General features: G+C 71.7%; 18 protein-coding genes. 16 read left to right on the top strand and 2 right to left on the bottom strand.

The window, feature by feature from the left end; all coding sequences use genetic code 11:
* Positions 1-455 precede the first annotated feature (455 nt).
* The 7 genes from ACFY0K_RS15105 (at position 456) to ACFY0K_RS15075 (ending at position 8,920) form a co-directional block, all read left to right on the top strand.
* Entirely contained in the window at positions 456-1,352 is an 897-nt protein-coding gene (locus ACFY0K_RS15105) for an ABC transporter substrate-binding protein (RefSeq protein WP_390640200.1), read from the top strand.
* Positions 1,349-2,152 carry an ABC transporter permease gene (locus ACFY0K_RS15100; RefSeq protein WP_390640199.1) on the top strand — a complete coding sequence of 268 codons (804 nt, stop codon included), beginning with the start codon at positions 1,349-1,351 and terminating at the stop codon, positions 2,150-2,152. The genes ACFY0K_RS15105 and ACFY0K_RS15100 overlap by 4 nt, the downstream gene beginning before the upstream one ends.
* Positions 2,149-3,024 (top strand): ABC transporter permease, encoded by an 876-nt coding sequence (locus tag ACFY0K_RS15095; protein ID WP_390640198.1) that lies wholly within the window; start codon positions 2,149-2,151, stop codon positions 3,022-3,024. The genes ACFY0K_RS15100 and ACFY0K_RS15095 overlap by 4 nt, the downstream gene beginning before the upstream one ends.
* Positions 3,021-4,640 (top strand): benzoylformate decarboxylase, encoded by a 1,620-nt coding sequence (gene mdlC / locus ACFY0K_RS15090; RefSeq protein ID WP_390640197.1) that lies wholly within the window; start codon positions 3,021-3,023, stop codon positions 4,638-4,640. The genes ACFY0K_RS15095 and mdlC overlap by 4 nt, the downstream gene beginning before the upstream one ends.
* Positions 4,641-4,644: 4 nt before the next feature.
* Complete coding sequence (locus ACFY0K_RS15085) at positions 4,645-5,412, top strand: ABC transporter ATP-binding protein (protein ID WP_390640196.1); 768 nt, start codon at positions 4,645-4,647, stop codon at positions 5,410-5,412.
* 422 nt (positions 5,413-5,834) lie between these two features.
* Positions 5,835-8,213, top strand: coding sequence for a SpoIIE family protein phosphatase (locus ACFY0K_RS15080; protein WP_390640195.1), 2,379 nt, complete (start codon positions 5,835-5,837; stop codon positions 8,211-8,213).
* A gap of 170 nt (positions 8,214-8,383) precedes the next feature.
* On the top strand, positions 8,384-8,920 hold the full coding sequence (locus ACFY0K_RS15075; protein ID WP_390640194.1) for a DinB family protein: 537 nt from the start codon (positions 8,384-8,386) through the stop codon (positions 8,918-8,920).
* Between the two features lie 110 nt (positions 8,921-9,030).
* On the opposite strand, the gene ACFY0K_RS15070 is transcribed toward ACFY0K_RS15075, so the two are convergent.
* Together ACFY0K_RS15070 and ACFY0K_RS15065 are read right to left on the bottom strand one after the other, a co-directional pair.
* The gene (locus ACFY0K_RS15070; protein WP_390640193.1) at positions 9,031-10,137 is read right to left on the bottom strand and encodes a sugar ABC transporter substrate-binding protein; all 1,107 of its coding nucleotides are present in this window, start codon (positions 10,135-10,137) and stop codon (positions 9,031-9,033) included.
* Positions 10,134-12,665 carry a SpoIIE family protein phosphatase gene (locus ACFY0K_RS15065; protein WP_390640192.1) on the bottom strand — a complete coding sequence of 844 codons (2,532 nt, stop codon included), beginning with the start codon at positions 12,663-12,665 and terminating at the stop codon, positions 10,134-10,136. The genes ACFY0K_RS15070 and ACFY0K_RS15065 overlap by 4 nt, the downstream gene beginning before the upstream one ends.
* 288 nt (positions 12,666-12,953) lie before the next feature.
* Between ACFY0K_RS15065 and ACFY0K_RS15060 the strand changes: the two genes are divergently transcribed.
* From ACFY0K_RS15060 to ACFY0K_RS15020, 9 genes are all read left to right on the top strand, one after another.
* Positions 12,954-14,042 carry a substrate-binding domain-containing protein gene (locus ACFY0K_RS15060; protein WP_390640191.1) on the top strand — a complete coding sequence of 363 codons (1,089 nt, stop codon included), beginning with the start codon at positions 12,954-12,956 and terminating at the stop codon, positions 14,040-14,042.
* Between the two features lie 37 nt (positions 14,043-14,079).
* A complete protein-coding gene (locus ACFY0K_RS15055) occupies positions 14,080-14,874 on the top strand; it encodes an ATP-binding cassette domain-containing protein (RefSeq protein ID WP_390640190.1) in 795 nt (264 codons plus the stop codon).
* Positions 14,867-16,138: a sugar ABC transporter permease gene (locus ACFY0K_RS15050; RefSeq protein WP_390640189.1), complete on the top strand. Its 1,272-nt coding sequence runs from the start codon at positions 14,867-14,869 to the stop codon at positions 16,136-16,138. Before ACFY0K_RS15055 ends, ACFY0K_RS15050 begins: the two co-directional genes overlap by 8 nt.
* 170 nt (positions 16,139-16,308) lie before the next feature.
* A complete protein-coding gene (locus ACFY0K_RS15045) occupies positions 16,309-17,376 on the top strand; it encodes a sugar ABC transporter substrate-binding protein (protein ID WP_390640188.1) in 1,068 nt (355 codons plus the stop codon).
* Positions 17,377-17,777: 401 nt separating this feature from the next.
* On the top strand, positions 17,778-18,113 hold the full coding sequence (locus ACFY0K_RS15040; protein ID WP_390640187.1) for a hypothetical protein: 336 nt from the start codon (positions 17,778-17,780) through the stop codon (positions 18,111-18,113).
* A 212-nt stretch (positions 18,114-18,325) separates the two neighbouring features.
* The gene (locus tag ACFY0K_RS15035; protein WP_390640186.1) at positions 18,326-18,664 is read left to right on the top strand and encodes a cyclic-phosphate processing receiver domain-containing protein; all 339 of its coding nucleotides are present in this window, start codon (positions 18,326-18,328) and stop codon (positions 18,662-18,664) included.
* A 105-nt stretch (positions 18,665-18,769) separates the two neighbouring features.
* Entirely contained in the window at positions 18,770-19,033 is a 264-nt protein-coding gene (locus tag ACFY0K_RS15030) for a hypothetical protein (RefSeq protein ID WP_390640185.1), read from the top strand.
* A 597-nt stretch (positions 19,034-19,630) separates the two neighbouring features.
* Positions 19,631-20,578 carry a phosphotransferase family protein gene (locus ACFY0K_RS15025; protein ID WP_390640184.1) on the top strand — a complete coding sequence of 316 codons (948 nt, stop codon included), beginning with the start codon at positions 19,631-19,633 and terminating at the stop codon, positions 20,576-20,578.
* Positions 20,579-21,051: 473 nt separating this feature from the next.
* Positions 21,052-21,357, top strand: coding sequence for a putative quinol monooxygenase (locus tag ACFY0K_RS15020; protein WP_390640183.1), 306 nt, complete (start codon positions 21,052-21,054; stop codon positions 21,355-21,357).
* The last annotated feature ends 125 nt before the right edge of the window (positions 21,358-21,482 follow it).

The raw sequence follows: 21,482 nt of genomic DNA, 5'->3' as shown, positions 1-21,482 counted from the left end.
CACGCCATGGCCTCGGGGCATCGTCACCCGGCCACTCAGCGAGCGTATCCAGCAGCGGCCGACGGCCGCATCTCGAGAGCCCGGACGCGGCGAACTCCCTGGTGCCGGGCGGTGACCGGAGCCGCCGCATGCTGCTCTCGATACCGTCCTCCCTGGTCGGCGCGGCACGGCTGGATGACCGGATCCCCTCGCCGCGACGATGCCGACGTGCGCCTCGCGCCCCTGCCGTGCGCCCCGTTGCCCGGCTCGCACAGCGCACCGCGCGCAGTTCGTCTTTCCCCGAAGCCCCCGAAACCCACCGTGAAAATGTAGCGATCATGACAAATGCGGGTAGGCATGCCGACATGCCTTCACGCCGATTGCGCCGATTACGTCGATCACGTTCGGGAACTCGTCGATCACGTTCGGGAACTGAGCACCTCGCCGCACTCGTCGCCGCCGCGGCGCTGATTCTGGTGGGCTGCGACACCGGCGGTACACCGCACTCGGCCGACGGCCGGCAGCAGCTGACCGTGGCGGCACTGCCGCTCACCGACTCCGCCGCCCTCTATCTGGCCCGGGACCGCGGGCTGTTCGCCAAGGAGGGCCTGGACGTGCGCATCCAGACCGTCCAGCAGAGCATCCAGGCGCTGCCCGCCCTGCTCAAGGGCCAGGTGGACGTCATCGCCAGCGCCAACTACGTCACCTACCTCCAGGCGTACGAGAAGGGCACCCTGGACCTGCGCATCCTCGCCGAGGGCGTGCGGATCGCCCCGCACATGATGGATGTGCTCGTGCCCGGGGACTCCGCCCTGAAGTCGCCCGCGGACCTCGCCGGCAAGAAGGTCGCCGTCGCCGTCCTGAACAACATCCAGTCCCTGACCCTCAACGCGATCCTCGACGCCCGGCACGCCGGGCGGCCCGTCTACCGGCAGATCCTGTTCCCGCAGATGGGACCCGCCCTGCAGCGGAGCCAGGTGGACGCCGTGCACGCGGTCGAACCCTTCGACACCGCCATCCAGGGCGAACTGGGCGCGAGGGTGCTGCTCGACGCCGGTTCCGGGCCGGCGAAGGGACTGCCCGCCAGCGGATACGTCACCACGGCTGCCTTCGTGAAGAAGAACCCGAAGGCGGCCGCGGGCTTCCGGCGTGCCGTCGAGGCGGCGTCCAGGCTGGCGGCCGGGGACCCGGCGGCCGTACGCACCGAACTGCCCGCGTACGCCAAGGTCACCGCGGACCAGGCCAAGTCGATCCACCTGCCGGCCTACCCGACGACCGCCGACCCGGCCGCCCTGCGCCGGCTGGTCCGGCTCATGCGCGCCCAGGGACTGCTGACCAAGGACATCGACCCGGCACCCCTGCTGGTGAAATGACCCGGCGTCAGGAGCTGCTGCTCGGCCTGCTCGGTGCGGCGGCGGCCTTCGGGCTCTGTGAGGCGGTGGCCCGGGCCGGGATCGTCCGGCGCAGCTACCTGCCGCCCGCGTCCGAAGTCCTCGCCCGCGCCGTGCGGTTGGCGGGTGACCCGGCCTTTCTCGACGGGATCGGGGTGACCCTGCGGGCGTGGGCGCTCGGCCTCGGGCTCGCCTGCGCGCTCGCCGTGCCGCTGGGACTGCTGCTGGGCACGGTGCCGGTGGCGGAGGCCGCCGCCCGCGCCGTGATCGAGTTCCTGCGGCCCCTGCCGTCCGTCGCGCTGATCCCGCTGGTCTCCCTGCTGCTCGGGTCCGGCACGCAGACGGAGGTGACGCTGATCGCGTACGCCGCGCTGTGGCCGGTGCTGTTCAACACCGTCTACGGCCTCGGCGAGACCGACCCGCTGGCCAGGGACACCCTGCGCGCCTTCGGGTTCGGCCGGCTCGCGGTGCTGCTGCGGGTGGACCTCCCGGCCACCGCCCCGTTCATCGCGGCCGGCGTCCGGATCTCGGCCGCGGTCGCCCTGATCCTCGCCGTCGCCACGGAGATCCTCTCCGGCTTCGGCCAGGGCCTCGGCATCTTCATCGCCCAGGCCCAGACCGGGACCGACGGCACGCGGGACGTGCTGGCCGGGGTGGTGTGGGCGGGCGGCATCGGCCTGGTGATCAACGGCGTACTGGTCGGTGCGGAACGGCGGTTGTTCGGCTGGGCCCAGGAACCCCGGCCGGAGGCGGCGAAGCCGGAGCGGGGCCGCCGCCCATGACGCAGCCGCAGCCGCAGCCGCAGCCGCAGCCGCAGACACAGAGGGAGCGCAGCGCACGCCCCGCACCCGCCCCCACCGTGCCCTTCCTCCTGCGCTGGGCGGTGTTCCTCGGCGCCGTCCTCTGCTGGGAGTCGGCCGCCCGTGCGCAGCACAGCGTGTACTTCCCGCCGCCGTTGCGGATCGCCCGGCACGCCCGCGACCTGTGGTTCTCGGGCCCGGCCGGCCATCTGTTCCTCACCGCGGACGCCGTCGGCACCATCCTGCCGAGCCTGGGCCGGATGGCGGCCGGGTTCACGCTCGCCGCCGTCGCCGGGATCGCCCTGGGGATCGCGGTGGGCCGCTCCCGCCGGGCGTACGCGCTGTGCAACCCGGTGCTCCAGTTCGCGCGGGCCGTGCCACCGCCCGCGCTGGTGCCGGTGTTCGTCGTCGTCTTCGACGTCGGTACGCCCATGCAGGTCGCGTCGATCGTGTTCGGCGCCGTGTGGCCGGTGCTGGTCAACTCGGCGGAGGGCGCCCGCGCCACCGATCCGCTGCGGCTCCAGGTGGCGGCCGTGCTGCGGCTGACGGCACCCGAGCGGCTGTGGTTCCTGATCCTGCCCTCGGCGCTGCCCCGGATCTTCGCCGGGCTGCGGCTCAGCCTGTCGCTGTGCCTGATCCTCATGGTGTTCTCGGAACTGCTGCCGGGCAGCGCCGACGGCATCGGCTTCACGCTCACCGACGCCCAGACGCGCTCCGACCTGCTCACGGTGTGGTCGGCACTGCTGCTGCTCGGCGCACTCGGGTATCTCCTCAACACCGGCCTGCTGGCTCTCGAGAAGCGGCTCGTGGGCCCGGTGTCGTCCCCAGGACCGTCCGCAGGGAGGACAGCATGACCACGGCCACGACGGCCAATACGGTGCGCGAAGCGGTCGTACGATTCCTGCGCGACACCGGCATGACCACGGTCTTCGGCAATCCGGGCTCCACGGAGCTGCGGATGTTCCGCGACTGGCCGGACGACTTCACCTATGTGCTGGGTCTGCAGGAGTCCGTCGCCGTCGGCATGGCGGCCGGGTACGCGCTCGGCACCCGGCGGGCCGCGTTCGTCAGCCTGCACTCGGCCGGCGGGGTGGGGCACGCGCTCGGCGCGGTCTTCAACGCCTTCCGCGACCGGGTGCCGCTGGTGATCATGGCGGGTCAGCAGGCGCGCTCGCTGCTCCAGTTGCGGCCGTTCCTCGGCGCCGACGAACCGGCCCTGTTCCCACGCCCGTACGTGAAGTCCGCGCGCCAGCCGGACCGGGCCGAGGACGTACCGGCAGCGCTCGCCGAGGCCTACCGGCTCGCGATGGCGCCACCCCGCGGCCCCACGTTCCTGTCCGTGCCCGAGGACGACTGGGACCGCCCCGCCGCGCCCGTCCGGCCCCGCACGGTGCACGCGGAGTTCACGGCCGACCCGGACGCGCTGGCCGCGCTCGCCGACCGGCTGCGGACCTGCGCGCGCCCGGCACTCGTGGTCGGCCCGGGCGTCGCCGACGAGGACGCACTGGAGGCGGTCCGTGCGCTGGCCGAACGGACCCGGGCCGCGGTGTGGACCAGCCCCCTCTCCGGCCGCTCCGGTTTCCCCGAGTCGCACCCCCTCTTCCAGGGCTTCCTGCCGCCGGTCGCCCGCCAACTGTCCGCGCGGCTAGCGCCGTTCGACGTGGTGGTCGCCCTCGGAGCACCGCTGTTCACGTACCACGTGGCGGACGGCGGCCCGCTGCTCGCGCCCGGCACGGAGCTGTTCCACCTGGACTGCGACCCCGTCCAGGCCGCCTGGCTGCCCACCGGCACCAGCTTCGTCACCACCCTGCGGCCCGCGCTGGCGCACCTCACCGGACTGCTCCCGGACCCCGACCGCGCCCCGCCACCGCCCCGGCCGGCACCGCCCCCGGCCCGCGCCGGGGGACGCATCACCCCGGACCTGCTCTTCGACCTCCTGCACACCCGGCTGCCGCGCGACCGCGTCCTCGTCGAGGAGGCGCCGAGCCACCGGGACACGCTGCACGCGCGCGTGCCCATCGCGTCGAGCGGCGGCTTCCTCACCACGGGCAGCGGGGCGCTCGGCTGGGGCCTGCCCCTCGCGGTGGGCCGGGCGCTCGCCGACCGGCGCCGGGTGGTGTGCGTGGTCGGGGACGGCTCGGCGATGTACTCGGTGCAGGCCCTGTGGACCGCGGCCCGCCACGCGGCACCGGTCACCTACGTCCTGCTGGACAACGGCGGTTACGCGGCCGTGCGCGCGCTGGGCCGCCGCATCGGCATCGCACCCGTCCCCGGCACGGACATCGCGGGCATCGACTTCCCGGCCCTCGCCGAATCCCTCGGCTGCCCCGCGGCCCGTGCCGAGCACCCCGGGGAACTGCCGGCCGCACTGGACCACGCCCTGGACCGGGGCGCCGACGCCGGCCCCTTCCTCCTGCACGTCACGGTCACCGACGGCACGGACACCCTCTACGACCCCGGGACCGGGTGAGGAGATGCTGCGCCTCGACTCCGTCAGCCGGCACTTCGGCGACCAGCACGTCCTGGACGGCATCACCCTGACCGTGCCCGACGGCCAGCTCCTCAGCGTGGTCGGCCCCTCCGGCTGCGGCAAGTCCACGCTGCTGCGCACCATCGCCGGACTGCTGCCCGCCCAGCAGGGCACCGTCACGATCGACGGCACACCGGTCACCGGCGTACCGGAACACCTCGCGGTCGTCTTCCAGGAGTACGGCCGCTCGCTCCTGCCCTGGCTCACCGTCCGCGACAACGTGGCCCTCCCGCTGCGCCGCCGGGGCCTCGCCCGCTCCGCCCGCCGCGCCGAGGCCGACACGATCCTCGAACGCGTCGGGCTGCACGGCGCCGCCCGCCGCCACCCCCGGGAACTCTCCGGCGGCATGCAGCAACGCGTGGCCATCGCCCGTGCCCTCGTCAGCCGGCCCTCCCTGCTCCTCATGGACGAGCCGTTCGGCTCCCTGGACGCGGGCACCCGCGAGGACCTGGAGGACCTCCTCCGCCACGTCCACCGCACCGACGACACGACCATCGTCTTCGTCACCCACGACATCGACGAGAGCGTGTACGTGGGCGACCGCGTCGCCGTCCTCTCCCCGGGCCCCGGCTCCCACATCATCGGCGACCTCCCGGTCGCCCTGCCGCCCGACCGGGACCAGATCAGCACGCGCAGCTCTCCCGATTTCGTGGCACTGCGCACGGAGGTGGGCCGGGCGGTACGAGGCGCTCCACGGGGCGGCCCGAAATGAGCAGCCCCCGGGCTCTGCCGTCCGACTGGCACGACCACCGCCGACGGCGACGGCGGACCGGCGTCATAGGTCGACATCCCCCCGACCCGAACCCCGTGACCGTACGGAGCGGCTGCAACTACACCGGGGTCGTGTTCTGCCCGAACGACGGCCTCTGCTCCGCAGGCTGAGTCGTCCGGCAACTCGCAGGGGTCGTCCGGCAGGTGGGGCCTGCGGAGGTCCTGGAGCAGGCCGCGAGCGGCCTGGAGAACGGCGTGGGCAGCGATGTTCCTGCGGCTCGGTGCCGTAGACCCTCGTGGTCAGGCGGCAACGCCATGGGGCCTGAGCCCGGGAAGCCCGGATGATCCAGAGCCCGGAACTTGCCATCGCATGGTGCCGGGGGCACTGTGGATACTGCCTGCGACGAGAGATCAGAGACCACCATGCACACCTGGGGCAGGCGCGGTACTCGCCGATTCACCGGTGCTCGCTCGGACGCGTCCGCCGCGGTGGGCGTGCTGGACCGGGACGGCCGCGTCACCCACTGGAGCAGTGGTGCGCAGGAACTGCTCGGATACGCGCCCGCCGACATCGTCGGCAAGCCGGTGGAGGACCTGCTGACGGCCGAGGGAACGCCGCGGCACCGCGACGGCCTCCCCCTGCACGCGCGGCTGCACCTGTGTCCGCTGCAGGACACCGATCGGGACTGCGGCTACCTGCTGCTGTTGACGGCCGTGCCCGAGGCCGCGGCGGGCACACCCCGGGATGCGCTGCTCCCGCAGTGGACGTTCGAGCAGCAGCCGCTCGCCATGGCGATCTGCGACCTCGACGCGTGCCTGCTCCGCGGGAACCGGCCGATGCTGGGCGTGGGGGGCTTCTCCGAGGAGGAGGCCCGCGGCCGGCGCCTGACCGAGATCCTCCAGGGCAACGCGATCGAGGAGGTGGAGCGGCGGGTCCTCCGCGTGGCCCGGACCGGCAGAGCGGAAGCGGCGGAGCCCATCGTCAGGCTCCCCGGGGAGGCCAAGGCGCACGCCTGGGCCATGGACGTCTTCCCGCTCAAGGACGCGGACGGCTCGGTGCGCGCGGTGGGCGTCGCGGCGTCCGACTACTCCCAGCAGTACGACTCCAGGGAGCGCATCGCCCTGATCAGCGAGGCCAGGACCCGCGTGGGTACGAGCCTGGACATCGTGGGTACGGCACGGGAATTCGCGGAACTCGCTGTCCCCCGCTTCGCCGACTTCGTCAGCGTGGACCTTCTGGAGCCCGTCTTCCAGGGCGAGCTGCCCGCGCCCCTCCTGTCCCGGGGCGCCACCGTCCTGCGCAGGGCGGCCTGCCGGTGGGCCCCCGGGCACGGACCCGACGCGGCGACCAGCGCCGCGGAAGTGCACACCCACCCGCGATCGTCGCCGGTCGCGCGGTGTCTGGCCGAGGGCCGGGCCGTTCGCCGGAGCACCGGCGATGCCGAGCTCAGCGGCCGGCCGGCCGAGGATCCCGTCCAGGCGCCGCTCGCGGAGACGTACGGCCCCCACTCGCTCATCGCCGTGCCGATCCGTGCTCAGGGCGTCCCCCTCGGGGCCGTCCTGTTCGTCAGATACGCGGCCTCGCACGAGGAAGCCTTCGGGCCGGACTGTACGGCGATCAGCGAGGACCTCGTCGACCGGCTCGCGATCTGTCTGGACAACGCTCGCCGGTTCACGCGGGAGCGCGGCATCGCGCTCGCACTGCAGCGCGCCCTGCTTCCCCGGGAGTCGGCCGTGCACCCCGGGGTGGAGACGGCCGCCCGCTACCTGCCCGCGGGTGGCGGCGCCCAGGTGGGCGGTGACTGGTTCGACGTGGTTCCGCTGCCCGGGGCACGAGTCGGCCTGGTGGTCGGCGACGTCGTCGGCCACGGCATCAACGCCTCGGCGACCATGGGCCGCCTGCGGACCGCTGTGCGCACCCTCGCCGACCTCGACCTGCCGCCCGAGGAACTCCTCACCCACCTCGACGACATCATCACCCACACCGCGGGTGAGCAGGGTGGTGAGCCCACCGACGATATCCCCGGCGACATCGGCGCCACCTGTCTGTACGCCGTCTACGACCCGGTCTCCGGCACCTGCTCCCTGGCCCGCGCCGGCCACCCGGCCCCCGTGCTGATCCACCCGGACGGCACCAGCAGTGTCGTCGACATGCCCTGTGGCCCTCCGCTGGGGCTCGGCAGTCTGCCGTTCGAGGCGGCGGACGTCATCGTGCCCGCAGGGAGCCTGCTGGCACTGTTCACCGACGGTCTCCTCACCACCCGGAACCGCGACCTCGACGAAGGGCTCGCCGACCTGTGCGGCGCCCTCGCCGTCCCGGCCACCACGCTGGACGCTCTGTGCGACACCGTGCTGGACACCCTGTGCTGCGCACCGCAGGCCGACGACGTCACCCTGCTCCTGGCCCGCCCCCGCGTGTTCGACGAGGACCGCCTCGCCAGCTGGGACCTGCCCGGCAATCCCGCGGTCGTCGCGGACGCCCGTCGCCTCGTGGCGGAGCAGCTCGCCCTGTGGGGAATGGCGGAGGCCGCGTTCGTCACGCAGCTGGTGGTGAGCGAGCTGGTCACCAACGCGATGCGGCACGCGGGAGGGCCGATCCGGCTGCGGCTCATCAAGGGCGAGACGCTGATCTGCGAGGTCAGCGACGGAAGCAGTGTCAGTCCTCATCTGCGCCGGGCCCGGGTCTTCGACGAAGGCGGCCGCGGCCTGTTCATGGTCGCCCAGTTCACGCAGCGCTGGGGCACCCGCTACACCCGCACCGGCAAGACCATCTGGGGCGAGCAGGCGGTGCCCATGCCGTAGGCGCGTACGGCAATCCGGCAGGGAGGGCGTTTCACGAGCCACTACCGCTGCGGACGGCTGCGCCGCTGCTCACCGAGCGATGAGTTCCGGGACGATGAGAGGTCATCTCGGGCGGACGTGCTCGTGAGGCGCCGGCACAGGCGCCTGCCGACCGGTGAGGAGGATCCAGGGTGAGCGACATGGTGGTCCAGAAGATCGTCCGGCCCGAGCGCGCGGTATCGGGCCCGTGGCTGGAGGTGATCGCCTCGAATCTCGACTACCACCGAGCGACCTTCCTGTGGAAGTGCGAGGGCCTCTCGGACGAACAACTGCGGCTACGTCCTGTCCGGTCGTCGGCGTTGACCCTCCTGGGGCTCATGCGCCATCTGCAGGGGGTCGAGCGCGCCTGGTTCCAGCGGACGCTGGCCGGCACGACGCCTCGCTTCTTCCCCTACCGGACCTACGTCACCGCTGACGGTGGCGAGTGGTACGACGAGTCGGACGCCACGTCGGCCAGGGACGTCTACGACGACTACCTCAAGGCGTGCGAGGAGTCACGGCAGGTGTTCGCGGAGGTGACCGCCGACCTCGCGCGCATCGTGCCGAACCCGGAATTCGGGGACACCGATGTGCGGTTCGTCCTCGAGCACGTGATCGAGGAGTACGCCCGCCACGTCGGCCACGCGGATCTCCTCCGCGAGGCAATCGACGGTGCCACCGGCGAATAGCCGCCCGCTGCACCCCTCGAAGCACGCCTCGGCCCTGCCCGCGACGCATCGCTACCGTGCGGGCCGCGACCGCCCTGACCGCCGGCCCCCTCGCACCGGTCCCCGTCCGGCTACGGAGTCAGCCCTGCCTTCGCGCAAGCGGCCCGCAGCCGCGGTGTGCAGATCTGGGCGACGGTGTACACACCGTCCTCGACGAGGGTCTGCTTGATGTTGGCGGTCGTCACGGCCACCGGGGAGAGCAGCACGGACGGGATGCGGCGGGTGGTGGGGCTGTCGGTCGTCGTCGTGGCGATGGTGTTCAGCCTCTCCCCGCGGCCCAGGGCGAGGGCCATGGCGACGGCTGCTTCGGCCTCCGCGCGGAAGGACTTGTACACCGTCATGGACTGCTCGCCGTTGACGATGCGCCGCACCGCTTCGAGGTCGGCGTCCTGGCCGGTGACCGGTGGGAGGCTCCTGACATGGGCGGTCTTGAGTGCGGAGATGACGCCTGCGGCTATGGCGTCGTTGGCGGCCAGGACGCCGTCGATCCGCCCCGGGCCCAGGGCCGAGACGGCGGCGGACATGTTGGCGTTCGCGTTGTCCGTGCTCCAGCCCGGGGTGTCGTAGGAACGGCCGATCCGCACCTTGCCCCGCAGGACGGACAGCGCACCCCTCTTGTACAACGCGGCGTTGGAGCTGGTCGGGTCGCCGTTCATCATGACGATGGTGGTCCCGTCCTCGGCCGGGGCGTGCATGGCCTCGAGGAGAGCCCGGCCCTGCAGCGTGCCGACCTTCACGCCGTCGAAGCTGACGTAGCCCGAGACCGGGCCGTCGGCGAGCCTGTCGTAGGCGACGACGGGGACGCCCGCGTTGTGCGCCTCCTGGACGGTGGAGCGCAGCGCCCGGTTGTCGGTGGCGCCGAGGATGAGGACCCTGACACCCTTGGTGATCATGGCGATCGTCTGCTGCCGCTGGGCCGTCGGGTCGTCGTCGGCGTTGGCGTAGGTGACGGTGCAGTGCGGGCACAGCTGTTTCACCCGTTGCTCGATCAGCGGCTTGTCGGCGTTCTCCCAGCGCGGCACCACCCGGCTCGGCAGCAGCAGGCCGACGGTGAAGCTGTCCGTGGTGGTCGTTCCCTCTCCTGTGCAGGCGAACGAGGACATGGCCAGCAGGCCCGCGACGAGCGCGCCCACGACATACCGCGTACGAGACGTCGCGCACGGCCTACGGCACGTCATGACCGGTCACCGCCCTCGGCGCCCGGTCCTGCGCCCACAGAAGCCGGTTCACCATCCGGTACCGCTATCTCGCTGCACACCTGCTTGCCGCCGGCCACCGGCACCGTGCCGAAGGACTCCGACACCGCCTCGACCAGGAGCAGCCCCCGGCCGCCGGTCGACTCCCAGTCCACGATCACGGGCTTGGCGGGCGCCCGCGGAGAGGAGTCGCTCACGCACACACGCACACGGTCCCCGCGCAGCACCAGTTCGAGCCGGACCGGGCCCTGGGTGTGCACCAGCGCGTTGGTGACGAGTTCGGACACCACCAGCAGCACCGGATCGGTGGCTTCTTCGACCTTCCAGCGGCGCAGCGTGCGTGCGGTGAAGCGGCGGGCGTGCATGACGGCGTCGGGCAGCCGCCACACCGCCCAGCCCGACCGGACCGGCCGGGTCTTCATGCCGTCGTAGCGCAGCAGCAACAGCGCCACGTCGTCCTCGCGACGGCCGTGGTCGCCCAGCAGGTCGTCGGCCACCCGCCCGGGATCCGCCGGGTCGGCCGTGGCGAGAATGGCGCGTGCGCGGCGCATGCCCTCGTCCAGGGACAGATCGGCGGCCTCGACCAGCCCGTCGGTGACCAGGGCGAGCATCATTCCGGGCGCCAGTGCCACCGCGGTCATCGGGAAGTCCGCGTCCATGGAGATGCCCAGCGGAAGCCCGCCCTCGGCCTGGACCTCCTCGGCGCTGCCGTCAGGATGGCGCAGCAGCGGCGCGACGTGCCCGGCCCGGACGAACAGGACGTCGCCCTCGTCCATGTCCAGTTCGGCGTAGCAGCAGGTGGCGAACAGATCCGTCTCCATGCCGACGAGGAGGCGGTTGGCGTGCGAGACGACCACGTCGGGGGGATGGCCCTCCACCGCGTACGCCCTGACCGCGGTACGCATCTGTCCCATGATCGTCGCGGCCGCGGCGCTGTGGCCCTGCACGTCGCCGATGACCAGCGCCACCCGGTCCTCGGAGAGGGCGATCACGTCGTACCAGTCGCCGCCCACCTGCAGTCCTCGCCGGGCGGGCAGGTAGCGGGCGACGACGGTCCCGCCGGGAAGCTCGGGCAGGCGTCGCGGCAGCAGGCTGCGCTGCAGCATCGTCGCGAGTTCCTGTTCGGCGTCATGGGCGTGGGCGCGGGTGAGCGCCTGACCGGCCAGTGAGGCGGTGGCGGTCAGCAGCGAACGTTCCCTGGGGGCGAACTCGTGGGGCCGGTCCCAGCCGATCAGGCATACACCGGAGACACCGCCCTTGGCGGGCAGCGGCAGGACGGCAAGGCCTCCGGGGCCGATGCCGTCGAGCCCCGGTTCGAAGGCGGTGCCGGCCGGCCACAGGCCCGTACGGCCGTCTCGCAGAGCCCTCCGCAGGGTGGGCAGGGCGGTGAGGGGTGCGTCGGGCCACTCCGAACGCCACTGGGGACGCCATGCCCGCGGCCAGGCAGCGCGCTGCGGCGGGTCGAGCAGGGTGACCTGGAGCCGTTCGTGCTGCAGCTCCGCGACCGCCACCCGGTCGGCCCCCAGGCATTCGTGCAGGGCGGTGACCATCACCTGGCTGACGTCGCGCACGGTGGTGGCCTCGTCGAGCATCGCGGTCAGCCACTGGATCCGGCAGACGTCGTCGTCGCCCCGGTGCAGGGCCGTCGTCGTCACCACGCCCAGCACCTGCTCCGGCCGGTCGCCGGCACCCGCTGCCACGCGGCAGCTCAGGCTCAGCCAGCGCATCTCACCGGTGGGGCATCGGACGCGGAAGTCCAGTCCCCGTCGGCCGGACGCGCCGGTGGACGGCTCCAGCACCGACATCAGCGCGGGCAGGTCCTCCGGCAGTGCGCGCGCGAGCACGGAGTCCACCGTGCCGTCGAAGTCGTCCGGCTCGATGCCGACCAGTTCGCGCAGTGTCCCGTCCGCGTCGAGCGCGCCGGTCTCCGGCACCAGGACGAAGGAGCCGACGCGCATGCGGCGCAGCGCGGCACTCAGGTGGGCCGGCCGTGGCCCTCCGCCGGCTCCGGCCTCGCCCGCCAGCACGTCGGCGACCGTGTCCGCATAGCGCTCCAGGAAGCGCCGCTGCTCGGCTTCGAAGCCGTTCTCGCCGGCGCCCACGACGAGGCAGCCGAGCCGTCTGCCCTCGGCGCCCAGGGGCAACGCACCGAGCGAGGTCCGGGCTCGCGGCGGCGCCGGGGATCCCTCGGGGCAGGAGCCGAGTGCCGCGGGGGTCAGCCACAGCGGGCGGCTGGCGCGGAAGGCGCGGGCCGCGGGCGAGGGGCCGGACAGGGCCACGCGCTCCAGCAGCCCGTACTCGGCGGGAGCGCATCCGGCCGTGTCCACCGACCGGAGGTCGTCAGAACCCGCGTCGGGCACGTAGAGCACTGCCGACGCCGCTCCGGCGAACGTCAGGGCGCGGACACTCACGGGGGTCTCCGGCCCCGGTGGTGCGCCGGGGTCCGAGACGCCGGCCCCGGCCGCCTCCGGCTGCGGGAGTCCGGCCCCGGCACTGCCGTCGTGAGGCATGTCCGCATCTACCTCCCGTCCGTGCCGGGGTGCCGACACGGCTACCGCTGGTGACTCCCCTTACCAGAGTCGCATAGCGGGATGAACCGGACAGGCTGACGTCTTGTCGGCCACGCGGCACCGGGTTCGCGGGTCACCATGGCCGGTGCCACACTGGCGAGGTGGTCGTTGTGCGGCTTTCGCCTGCTCCGGGCGTGTGCCGGCCGGAATCCCGCCCCGCACCGGCCGGCCGCGCCGCTGGGCCGCGGTTACGGCCGCGACGTTCCAGGGAGGAGGGAGGTCTCGCGCATGAAAGCCTGCGTTCGGGACACCGCCCTTGCCTTGGCGGCGGTCTCGACGGCCGTGTCCCTCATCGCCTGCGGACCGGGCTCCGGGAGCACCTCCGGCGCAGGGGGCGCACGCAAGATCAGCGTGCTGCTGCCGGACTCCACCACAGCCCGCTGGGAGACGCAGGACAAGCCCCTGCTGGAGCAGAGGATCCGGCAGCTGTGCGGCGCCTGCTCGACCGAGCACGCCAACGCCAAAGGTGACGTGGCCATCCAGCAGGAACAGATGGACTCGTCGATCGCCGACGGGGTCGATGCCATCGTGCTGACGGCCGTCGACGCCAGAGCCATGGGCCCCTCGGTCGGAAAAGCGGCTGCCGCGCACATCCCGGTCATCGCCTACGACCGCCTCGTCGAGGGCCCGATCTCGGCCTACGTCTCCTTCGACGGCCAGGAGATCGGCAGGCTCCAGGGCAGGGCGCTGCTGACGGCCATGGGTGCCAAGGCGCACGGCGGCCGGATCGTGATGATGAACGGCGACCCCGGCGACCCCAACGCGCTGTCGTTCAAGCAGGGCGCACTGTCCGAACTCCGGGGGAGGGTGGCGATCGCCAAGGAGTACGACACACCCCAGTGGGCCACGGAGGCGGCGAACCGGAACATGTCCGGAGCCCTCTCCGCCCTGGGCGCCGACAGCATCGACGGCGTCTACGCCGCCAACGACGGCCTCGCCGCCGGCAGCATCGCCGCCCTCAAGGCCGACAAGGTCACCCCGCTGCCCCCTGTCACCGGGCAGGACGCCGAGCTCGCGGCCGTGCGGCGCATCGTCAGCGGCGATCAGTACATGACCGTCTACAAGCCGTTCGGACCCGAGGCTGCCGCCGGCGGCGCCATGGCCGTGGCCGCCGCCCGAGGCCAGCGCCTCGACGGGGTGGCCACCAGGCGGGTGAAAACCCGCAGCGGCGCGGAGGTTCCGGCCGTGCTGCTCACTCCGGTGTCCGTGATCCTTGCCACCATCGAGAGCACCTTGGTGAGGGACGGCGTGTACACGCTCGAACAAATCTGCCCCCCGTCACTCGCGGGCGACTGCCGCAAGGCCGGCCTCACCTGACAGGCGGGAGCGGCCGGCCCCGGGCCCCGGGAAGGAGGTGATTCTCTTGCCGCCCCCCTTGCTCGCCCTGCGCGGCGTGTGCAAGCGCTTCGGCGTCGTCGAGGTCCTCCGGGACATCGAGCTGGAGCTCTACGCCGGCGAGGTCCTTGCCCTGCTCGGCGACAACGGAGCCGGCAAGTCCACCCTGGTCAAGGTGATCTCCGGGGTCGCTCCCGCGGACCAGGGGAGCATCGAGTGGGAGGGCCGGCCCGTGCACATCCGGCGACCCCAGGAAGCCCGGGACCTCGGCATCGCCACCGTCTACCAGGACCTGGCGCTGTGCGGAAACCTCGACGTCGTCGCCAACCTCTTCCTCGGGCGGGAGATCCGCAGGTTCGGCTTCCTCGACGAGGTGGAGATGGAGCTCCGCACCACGCAGCTGCTGGAGCGCCTGACCCGGAGCGTCCCCGATCTGCGCGGTCCCCTGGTGTCGCTGTCCAGCGGCCAGCGGCAGACCGTCGCCATCGCCCGCTCGCTTCTCGGCGATCCGCGCGTCCTTCTTCTGGACGAACCGACCGCGGCGCTGGGGTTCGAACAGACCACCGAGGTCCTCGACCTCGTCGACCGTCTCCGCGACCACGGCCTGGGGATCCTGCTCATCAGCCACAACATGGGCGACGTGAAGGCCCTCGCCGACCGGGCCGCCGTGCTGCGGCTGGGCTGCAACAACGGCTTCTTCGACGTCAGCACCTCCTCCCAGGAGCAGATCGTCTCCTCCATCACGGGCGCCACCGAGAACGTGCCCCGCCGGCCTGCCCACCACGAGGCCGAGAGCGAGGAAAGGAATGCGTGACATGCCGGACGAGACACGGACCGATCCCGCGGCAGCCACCGCGAAAGCCCGTCAGGGCCGTGCCGGGCGTGCCGGCACCCGTGCCGTGGCGGGCTGGATCGCTCTCCGGCGGCGCGGCCTGCGCGCCGGTGAACTCGGCTACCTTCCCGTCACGCTCGTCCTCGCCGCGGTCTGGATCATCTTCCAGTGCCTGAACTCCGCCTTCCTCTCGCCCCGTAACCTGTCCAACCTCGGCGTGGACATCGTGGGCACGGGCCTCATCGCGGTCGGCATCGTCTTCGTGCTGCTGCTCGGTGAACTCGACCTGTCGGTCGGCTCGATCAGCGGGCTCGCCGCCGCGGTCTTCGCGGTGCTCAACGTCAACAACGGCGTGCCGGAATGGCTCGCCCTGATCGCCGCCGTACTGACGGGCACCGTCGCGGGAACCGTCCAGGGGTACTCCGTCGCCAGGACCCGGGTGCCGGCCTTCGTGGTCACCCTCGCCGGACTGCTGACGTGGAACGGACTCATGCTCGCCATCCTCGGCACCAGCGGCACCGTCAACCTCGACGAGAACGGGCTCATCGCCCACCTCACCAGCTACTACTTCACCAACGCCGGCGTCGCCTATGCGGTGGCGGCGCTCGCCACGGCTCTGGTCTTCCTCACCTCCTACCTGAACAGGCGCCGCCGCAGGGCCGTCGGCATGCCGCACCGCCCGCTGCACACCATCGGGGTGCGCACGGGAGCGGTGGCGGTGATCGCGTTCGGCTCCGCCTATCTGCTGAACCAGTTCCAGGGCCTGCCGCTGGCTCTGCTGATCTTCCTCGCCACGGTGGCGGGCCTGGACGTCGTGCTCCGGCGCACGTCCTACGGACGGCAGGTCTACGCGCTGGGGAGCAGCGTCGAGGCGGCCCGTCGCGCCAGCCTCAGCGTGACCGGCGTACAGACGGCCGTGCTCGCGGTCTCCGGCACCCTGGCGGCGGCCGGCGGCCTGTTCCTGGCCTCGCGCATCACGTCGGTGAGCCAGAACTCGGGCTCCGGCGTCCTGCTGCTCAACGCCGTCGCCGCCGCCGTCATCGGCGGCACCAGCCTGTTCGGCGGACGCGGTACGACCTGGTGCGCAGTGCTCGGCATACTGGTCATCCAGTCGATCGCCTCGGGCATGGCCCTCACCGACACGCCCACCGCCGCCCAGCTGGTGATCACGGGCGGGGTGCTCTTCGCCGCGGTGGTCATCGACTCACTGTCCCGGCACACACAGCAGGCGCACGGGCGCGCCTGACGCCGCGACGGGGGTGCGGGGCGCTGGGCCCGGGCCGGACGGACAGCGAATCATGCCCGGTATATTGGCCAATGAGACAGTTTGGTGTCGGCCGGGTGGCAGCTCTCTGTCGGTCGGGTGAGCCCGGGGGAGACGGCAGGCGCCTCGGGACCCACCGCGAGGAAGTACCGATGAGGCCCAGACCCGTCCTCTTCTCAGCTGCTTCCGCCGTCTTCGCCCTCGTGCTGCTCGGCGCCTGCGGCGGCGGCTCCGGCAGCCCGGGCACGCCGAGCGGCGGCAAGCCGCTGGTCGGCGTCGACTACCCGCGCTCCGACACCGACTTCTGGACCGCCTACATCAGGTACACGCCCGAATACGCCGAGCAACTCGGCCTCTCGCTCAGGACCACCAACTCGCAGAACGACGTCGCGAGGCTCGCCGCCAACGTGCAGACGCTCATCCTCCGGGGTGCCGAGGCCATCGCGATGGCGCCGCAGAGCACATTCGCCATCACGCCGATCCTGGCGCAGTTGCAGGTCGCGAAGATCCCGGTCGTCACCATCGACACCCGCCCCGACGCCGGCAAGGTGTACATGGTGGTCCGCGCCGACAACCGCGCCTACGGCGAGAAGGCGTGCAAGTACCTGGGCACCAAGCTGGGCGGCAAGGGCAAGGTCGTGATGCTCCAGGGCGACCTCTCGTCGATCAACAGCCGCGATCGCACCGAGGGGTTCGACGCGTGCATGAAGGCGAACTACCCGGCCGTCAAGGTGTTCGCGGAGACCACCAACTGGGACGAGGACGTCGCCGCGCAGAAGCTCCAGACCGACCTGACCGCCCACCCGGACATCAAGGGCATCTACATGCAGGCCAGCTTCGCCCTGTCCAGCACGCTCCACGTGCTCAGGGAGCAGGGACTGCTGGTCGGCCCGAGGAACCCGAAGCACGTGTTCGTGGTCTCCAACGACGGCATCCCCAGGGAGCTCGAGGACATCTCCGACGGCACCATCGACGCCACCGTGTCCCAGCCGGTCGACCTCTACGCCAAGTACGCCCTGGGCTACCTGAAGGCCGCGATCCACGGGAAGACGTTCAAGCCCGGCAGGACCGACCACGAGAGCACCATCGTGCGGCTCCGCGACGGACTTCTGGAGGACCAGCTCTCCGCCCCGCTCGTCACCGCCGACGGCGGCACGTACGGCGGCGTCCCCAGCCTCAGGAGCACCGACACGTCGCTGTGGGGCAACAGCCTCGGCTGACAGTGAGGCGGCCTCCCGGCCGACGTGGGCGGCGACGAGTCCGCACGTCCGGCCGGAGCCGATCCATGCGGGGTACGGCGGCGGCGTCCGGTGCCGACCTGGCCACCGCCCGCGCGATCGCCCGGTGGGAACGGAGCGTGCGCACCGAGGCGGCGGTGCTCTCCCTGGGCGGACGGCCGACTGCTGTGAATCTCGCCGGCACCTTTCGGCCGCTCCGCCTGGAGGCAATCCAAAAGGACGTTTCAGGCGTACTGGAGGTAGGCCGCATTCCGGGAGTGCGCACCTGATCGGTCGGCCCAGTACAGCGGGACCTCGGATGCGGGACGTGCTCCGCGGCCGCGGCCATCCATCTCGTGCCACCGAGAGTCGCGCGAGACGTCGGAAGGAAGGGCGTATCCATCATGCGAGCACAACGCGCGAGGCGTCTCGGCGCGACGTTCGCTGCCGGCATTCTGATGGCCGGCGGCGCTGCGCTCAGCGCAGCCGGCACGGCCGCAGCGGCCCCTGCCGTGCACACCCAGGCGCCCGCCAATTGGTGCTACGGCAACTACGACTGGCGCTGCTCCGACCACGGCGGGTTCCGCTACAACTACCCGGGGTTCTGCTTCAGTCACCCGGGGTTCTGCTACGACAACCGCTTCGACAACCGCTTCGACAACCGCTTCGATCACCGCTACGACAACCGCTTCGATCACCGATTCGCCGACGGAAGCGCCGTGATCATCGTGGTTCGGTAGTGCCCGCCGCAGTCACCCGAGGGCGCGCCCGTCTTGGACGTGCCCCCGGCCCCTTCCGCACTGGTGCCCCCCGGCAGGAACAATCCACACGGGCGGATCGAGGGGCAGTCATCCGTCGTCATCGGCTACTGCCGTTACCCGTGGTTCCCCGCCGGCTCCGGCACGCATGAGCCGTGGGGCACAGCGGTCGGCCGTGCCGTGATGATGGCCGAATGAAAGAAGAGTCGCCCGTACCGTCGCCGGTCGTCCTCGGCATAGACGATCTCCGGCCACTGCCTTGGACCACGCGGATCGCGCGCAGCAGCGCCGAAGGTGTCAGGCTCCTGCACGAGCACCGCGACAGCTTCATCGATGAACTCTGGCTCGACCACGACCTCGGCGGCGACGACAGCATCTTGCCCGTGGTCACCCTCCTGGAAGAAGCAGCTTTCAACGGGCGGCCTTTCCGCATCGGCACGGTCTTCGTGCACGGTGCCAACCCCATTGGCGCCGAGACCGTCGTCCGGTCGCTCACACGCTGGAACTACCAGGTCCGGCGGGCGACGGTCTAGGAATCCGCAGCCGCCGCGCGCAGCCTTAGCAAGCGCGGCCGTTCTCTCGGTCCTGCCGGGGACCGCCTCCATTACGTTCGGCGTCTCCTGCGACAATGCGCGACGGTGACGCTGGTCATGAGGCGGGGGAGGAACGGCGTGCTGCTCTGGGGGGTGCTCGCACTGATCGCGGGCGGCGCTTTCATCGTGGTGTCCTGTGGCTACCGCGGCGTGGACGTCTGGGTGTGGGACTGGGCAGACGTGACCTTTTCGCCGCGTTACAGGACACGATGGGGGACGCCTTGGAAGAGCCTTGCCCGCATGAGACTGCAGTTCGGATTCATGGGAGTCGGGTTGGTGATCCTCGGACTGGTGGCCATGACGCGCTGACAGCGCAGTAACGGGCGATCCTCTGCGTCCGTCCGCGTATCAGGTTTACCGCCGCGAGGCGTTCTGAGCGTGGCCGCTCTCTACGGTGATCGACTCATGACCCGGCATTGGCCATGCGGGCGCGCGTCGGCGCAGCGCGCGCAGAGCGGTCCGAAGGCAGGAGCGCAGCCGCCTTGAGAGGTAGAGAACCTGTAACTGGGCCTACAGCCGTTGCGCCTGCCGGTCGCTACTCAAGATCATAGTCGGCAGCGAGTTATCGGTCGGGCCCCATGAAGTCGGGCGAAAACTCAGCGACTTGGCCGTACTGGTCCCGATAGGTCAGAATTCGAACCTGCGACACCCGCTCTAGGAGTTCGATCGAGCACCTCTCATACGGCCCCTGCGCGCCCACCGCTATGGCGCGCATGATCGCTCAACGCCGGATACGCAGGATCCGCCGGCACTGTTCCGCCGTATACGCCTGGCGGACCGCACGGCGCCCGGCAGCGCTCCGTCACCGGGTGCCGCGCGGGCGAGGGGCCTACCGTGGGAGATGGTCCAGGCGTCGGCCCAGCCGACCGGCCGGTCGTTCACGCCGGGGGCGGAAGGAGGCACGAGATGTCCGATGCCATACGGGACACCACGGCCCGGCGCGTACGACATTTCGTCGACGCCGGATATCTCGACGCCGGGCCCGTCGAGGCGGCGGTGGAGGGAGCCGTCTACCGACTCGGGGACGGGACGGTGGCCAAGGTGTGGGAGCACCGACGGGGATCCGAACTGCGGAGGATGCAGGGTTTCTACGCCGATGCCGCGGCGCACCTGCCGTTCGGCGCCCCGGAGATCCTCGCCGTCGAGGACTTCGACGGTGTCCCGATGACCGTGGAGCGGGAGCTGACCGGCGAGCCCTTGGCGGGCAGGATCCGCACCGACGACCCGGACGAGGTGCTGCCCGAAGCGGTCGACTGCCTGGTCGGCGTGTTGCGCGCCCTCGCGGACGCCCATGACGTCGACGAGGTCAAGCACCTCCCTGTGCTGGACGAGGAACGCCCGCTGTGGGAAGGCCACACCACTTTCGGATCCGCCCTGGCGGACCTGGTGGACCGGCGGGTCAGCCGGTGCGCGGACCGGCTCTCCACGCATGTCCGCGACTTCGACGACACGCGCGCCCGGCTGCTTCGGAAGCTGCGCTCGCTGCCCCGTACCGACGAGGCGGTCGTCCACGGTGACGTTTTCCCGGAGACCGTGCTGGTGGACGACGACCTGCGGCCGCTCGCCCTCGTGGACTACGGCTTCCTGTCCACGGCCGGGGACCCCCGCTTCGACGCCGCCGTGGCCGCGGCCATCTTCCCGGCGGGCACCGAGCACGCCCCGGAGATCACCCGGCAGCTCACCACGCGGTTCGCCGACGAGTTCGGCTACGCGGTCGACGACCTCCTGCTGTACCGGGCCGCCTATGCGATGGCCACGAGCGACGCCTTCGCGCCGGGCGGCGGTGACGACCACTTCGCCTGGTGCGTCACCGTGCTCGAGGACCCGGCCGTCGCCGAGTCCCTGCACCGCTGACGCACCGCGGGCAGCCGGGCAGCCGGGAAGTTCCGCATGATGCGGACATGGTGCTGGACGACCCGCACTGGGGGAGTGGAGAGACCCGCCCGCTCACCAGTGGGACGCGGCCTGAGCGTCCTGTGCGAGGCGTGGAGGGCTCAGGTGCCGAGGACGCACAGAGCTGCCGGAGCTCCGTGCGTCTGTGGGGGCCGCCCGAGCCGTACGTTTGGCCCGCATCTGGCCCGCACGTTGCGGGTGCTGCGGCGCGGTGAGGGTGACTCGACCTGCCAGCGCCCGAGCCGTACGTTTGGCCCGCATCTGGCCCGCACGTTGCGGGTGCTGCGGCGCGGTGAGGGTGACTCGACCTGCCAGCGGGAGACAAATGTACGCAAAGGCATAGTGATACGTCCATAATCGGCCCGTTCTGTGCCAACCGGTCACGGCAGTGCCCGGGCGCTCACGGGCGGCCGAGCACCGAAAGGAGTCCCCTCATGGCAGACGTCAAGGTCGGGCTGTACGTATACGTCGAGGCCAAGCCCGGCAAGGAGGAAGAGGTCGCCGACTTTCTCCGCAAGGGCCTTGACCTCGTGCAGGAGGAGCCCGAAACCGTCGCCTGGTTCGCCGTGCGCCTGAGCGCGACCGCCTTCGCGATCTTCGACGCCTTCCCCACCGACTCCGCACGTCAGACCCACCTCAACGGCCGGCTCGGCAAGGCCCTGATGGAACGAGCCGGCGAGCTGTTCGCCCAGCCGCCTTCCATCGAGCGACTCGACGTTCTCGCCCACAAACTTCCCTGAGGACCGGACGCGGCTGGGCGCCCCGGCGTGGCCGCTTCCACCCCCGATGCTCGCACTCTCCGACCCCTCTCAGCACCTGCCGCGAGACGTTGACGGGCAGGGTGAATCCGGTGCTTCGCACGGGC

Source organism: Streptomyces sp. NPDC001507 (assembly GCF_042894765.1).
Classification (GTDB): Bacteria; Actinomycetota; Actinomycetes; order Streptomycetales; family Streptomycetaceae; genus Streptomyces.
This window is presented reverse-complemented; position numbering and strand designations above follow the sequence as displayed.

Coding starts and splice junctions, on each gene's coding strand:
- ACFY0K_RS15100 (WP_390640199.1), top strand. CDS start 1,349: ATGACCCGGCGTCAGGAGCTGCTGCTCGGCCTGCTCGGTGCGGCGGCG.
- ACFY0K_RS15095 (WP_390640198.1), top strand. CDS start 2,149: ATGACGCAGCCGCAGCCGCAGCCGCAGCCGCAGCCGCAGACACAGAGG.
- mdlC (WP_390640197.1), top strand. CDS start 3,021: ATGACCACGGCCACGACGGCCAATACGGTGCGCGAAGCGGTCGTACGA.
- ACFY0K_RS15085 (WP_390640196.1), top strand. CDS start 4,645: ATGCTGCGCCTCGACTCCGTCAGCCGGCACTTCGGCGACCAGCACGTC.
- ACFY0K_RS15080 (WP_390640195.1), top strand. CDS start 5,835: ATGCACACCTGGGGCAGGCGCGGTACTCGCCGATTCACCGGTGCTCGC.
- ACFY0K_RS15070 (WP_390640193.1), bottom strand. CDS start 10,137: ATGACGTGCCGTAGGCCGTGCGCGACGTCTCGTACGCGGTATGTCGTG.
- ACFY0K_RS15065 (WP_390640192.1), bottom strand. CDS start 12,665: ATGCCTCACGACGGCAGTGCCGGGGCCGGACTCCCGCAGCCGGAGGCG.
- ACFY0K_RS15060 (WP_390640191.1), top strand. CDS start 12,954: ATGAAAGCCTGCGTTCGGGACACCGCCCTTGCCTTGGCGGCGGTCTCG.
- ACFY0K_RS15050 (WP_390640189.1), top strand. CDS start 14,867: ATGCGTGACATGCCGGACGAGACACGGACCGATCCCGCGGCAGCCACC.
- ACFY0K_RS15045 (WP_390640188.1), top strand. CDS start 16,309: ATGAGGCCCAGACCCGTCCTCTTCTCAGCTGCTTCCGCCGTCTTCGCC.
- ACFY0K_RS15040 (WP_390640187.1), top strand. CDS start 17,778: ATGCGAGCACAACGCGCGAGGCGTCTCGGCGCGACGTTCGCTGCCGGC.
- ACFY0K_RS15035 (WP_390640186.1), top strand. CDS start 18,326: ATGAAAGAAGAGTCGCCCGTACCGTCGCCGGTCGTCCTCGGCATAGAC.
- ACFY0K_RS15025 (WP_390640184.1), top strand. CDS start 19,631: ATGTCCGATGCCATACGGGACACCACGGCCCGGCGCGTACGACATTTC.
- ACFY0K_RS15020 (WP_390640183.1), top strand. CDS start 21,052: ATGGCAGACGTCAAGGTCGGGCTGTACGTATACGTCGAGGCCAAGCCC.